Below are 3,017 nucleotides of genomic sequence, written 5' to 3' on the forward strand. Positions count from 1 at the left end.
ACGACGCGGACGATGACGACGCGGACGATGACGACGCGGGCGACGACGACGATTCCGGTTCGCCGATCGATGACGACGACGATGATGATGATGACGATGACGATGACGACGGCTGCTGTGGCTGCTGACGCCGGCATCGAAAAGACAGTCGGATCAGAGGGGAGCGGGTGGTCACGAACTGGCAAAAATGCCCGCGACGCATGACGGCGGGCGGTCACGAACCGGCAACGATATACGACAGAACACAGCGGGCGGCTCTGCTCCGGGCAGCGCCGCCCGCTTCCCGTTCGCGCCTGACGTGGTGCGCTACCGATCGTCGCCGCGCTTGCCGCCTTGCCGTTTATCGCTCGCCTTCGGCACGGTCTGCATCTTTGCACGCCCGCACCGCGGACAGATCCATTTCCGCTTCTTGTGGAAGCTGCGCTTTTCTTCCTTCATCTTCACGCGGCAGCGAAGGCAATACATCGGCCTACTTCAACTCGATCTCGTACGGCGTGTGCGCCACGCCCAGCAAGCCCCGCGCGCGGTCGCGCACGACGACGCGATACGCCCGATCGCGCAGATCGTACGGGTACGGCGGTACCGGATCGGGCGCGCCGTGCGTGAAGGCGCCGACGGAAACGTCATACGCGCCGCCGGAAAGGTTTAGCATCCCAAACCTCACCCACAATTCGCGCGCGCCGGACAGGCAGCCAAGCTGCACGCCCCCAACACTCGTATTGACGCCCGCGACGACGCGCCCGCCCGCGTCGTGAAACGCGATGACGAACGCCGGATCGACAACCTCGCACGTGCAGTCGAAACGGATGCGGACCCAGCAGTTCTGCCCGGACTCGAACGCCTGGGGCGCGGCGCCGGTGCCTGTCAGAAATGAGACATCGTTGATGGTGAGCGCACGCGGGAGGATCGATGATTGAGGATTGAGCATTGAGTCTTCGGGTAAAACACGAACGGTGTCCGTGCCCGTGCCCGTGCCCGTGCCCGAACGAGACCCGCTCCCTGGCGGTCGCGGTTCGTGTCGCGGGTCCGTTGCCGCCGGCGCGTGGGCGAATTCGGCGATCAATCCCGCCTCGTCGCGTTCCCAGCGCCCCACGCGCCGATTACCGTGCGCGCGTGCGAACGCCAGCAAATCGAACGGAAAATGATCCGGCGGCGGCTCCCCCTTTTCCGCCAGCACCGCGATCGCGCCGGCGCGCGTCTTGTCCGCGTCGGCGATCTCGCCCGCGTGCAGATACAATCCGTCCCGCGCGGCGTCGAAATACACCTTCCAGTAGCGATCCCATCGACGATGCTTTTTTTCGCAAAAGCGCGTCATCCGTTCGGGGGTCATCGCGAGCAAGCCGCGCCCGACGGTTTCGTCGATCTCGCCGAACACCGAAAGGCGCCGCACGCCAAGGCCGCTCGGCCGGATGACGCGCTCGCGCGCGGTCTGTTCGTTGTAGTGCCGCTGCTCGTATTCCGCGCCGTGCCACGCCTCCATCTCGATGTGCTCGCCGTCATGGTTGAACGGAAAGGTGAACACGGCGCGGCCGCCGGGCGCGAGCACGCGGCCAACCTCGGCCGCGATGCGCGAGTCCTCGCCAAGGGCGGCGTGTTCCACCGTGCTGACGCACAGCACAAGATCGAAGCTCGCGTCGGCGAAAGGCATGGACGATGCCTCGCCCTGGGTCAGCGTCAGCACGCCGTCGGGCACGCCGATGCGCGTCGCAAGATTCGCCACGTGCGCGCGCGTCTCGTCGGTGAGCGGCGCGCGATCCAGCGCGGTGACGCGGGCGCCCCGCCGCGCGGCGATGGCAAGCGCCAGCAGGTTGATGAACGTGCTGCCCACGTCCAGCACGCGCTCGCCCGGTTTCGGGTCGGCCAGGGCGAGCGCGAGCGGATATTCGAGCCAGCGAAAGTAGTTGTGCTTCGCGGCGCGCTCATTGCCGGGGAGCCGCGCGTGCATGGCGCGCAGCTCGTCGCCGGCCGCGGCGATCGAACGCATGACACCGCCGCCGCGCGTCACGGCCCGTCCGCTCCCCCGCCCGGACCGCCGGTCTCGTCGAGCGATTCCCGTTGCAACTCGCGCGCGTTCTTGACGACGACCCATCGCCGCCAGCCCGCGTCGTCGAGATTGGCCTTCAACACGTAGGTGGACAAAAACGCGCCGTCAACGCGATGGCTCGCGTATTCGTACATGTGCTGAAAACGCTCGCTGTCCTGAAATCGGTCGAGCGTCGGCACGAAACCAAAATCACGCGCCGAACACGCCGATAGCGGGCGAACCGAATCGCGCACGCACAGAAAGATGACGTCGGGCGCGCGGTTCAAAACGTATGGCACGTTCGTCTTTTCGTGGCCGGGCAGCCCCTCGCCGGTCGGCACGTCGGTGTGCGCGATGACCTCGTCGGTCAGGCCGAGCAGGTCCAGCACGCGAAGCCGCGTGATGAACTTCACCGCGCCGATCGCGTCCGCGGCGATAACCGCATCCTCGGGGACGATTTCGTCGAGATCGCGCGCGCGCTCCTCGTACGTTCGTACCATCGCGATATGCCCGAGCATCTGCAACTCGTTCAGCGACGGGAAATTCGTGACGAAGCAAAGGGCGATCGCGGCCGCCGGGGCGGTCATCCGCGCGCGCCGGCCGGCCATGTCCCATCCGCGCGACGCGGCTCGCGTCTCGATCAACGGCCGCGCGCACCGCCACGCGAGAAGGACGAACAAAGGGTAGATCGGGATCACAAACCGCGCGTACGGCAGAAAATCGCCGCCCTGCATGGCGATCTGGGCCAGGACGACACCCACGACAACGAGTATCCGTTTTTCCGCCGCGCCAAACCGTGCGCCGCCCGCGCGCCGCGCGACGGCGAGCAAAATCGCAAGCGCGGGCACGATCAGATCGACGATGCCGCGCAGCGTGTAACGAAGGCCGTTCGAGAAAAGCGCGAGGCTCGGCGCGTCCACCTTCGCGTAATACGTGTTGGGAAACGGAAAGCCGTAGTAGCTCCATCGCCAGAAGAAAAACGGCAGGTAAAGCG

At 66.3% G+C, this 3,017-nt stretch carries 2 protein-coding genes; both read right to left on the reverse strand.

The features are described from left to right. Positions 1-469: 469 nt before the first annotated feature. Positions 470-1,984: a Wzt carbohydrate-binding domain-containing protein gene (locus K8I61_04535; GenBank protein ID MBZ0271279.1), complete on the reverse strand. Its 1,515-nt coding sequence runs from the start codon at positions 1,982-1,984 to the stop codon at positions 470-472. A 17-nt stretch (positions 1,985-2,001) separates the two neighbouring features. After that, the coding region (locus K8I61_04540) for a hypothetical protein (GenBank protein ID MBZ0271280.1) at positions 2,002-3,017 on the reverse strand (1,016 nt) is incomplete at its 5' end.

This window comes from bacterium, assembly GCA_019912885.1.
GTDB lineage: Bacteria > Lernaellota > Lernaellaia > JACKCT01 > JACKCT01 > JAIOHV01.

Coding starts and splice junctions, on each gene's coding strand:
- K8I61_04535 (MBZ0271279.1), bottom strand. CDS start 1,984: ATGCGTTCGATCGCCGCGGCCGGCGACGAGCTGCGCGCCATGCACGCG.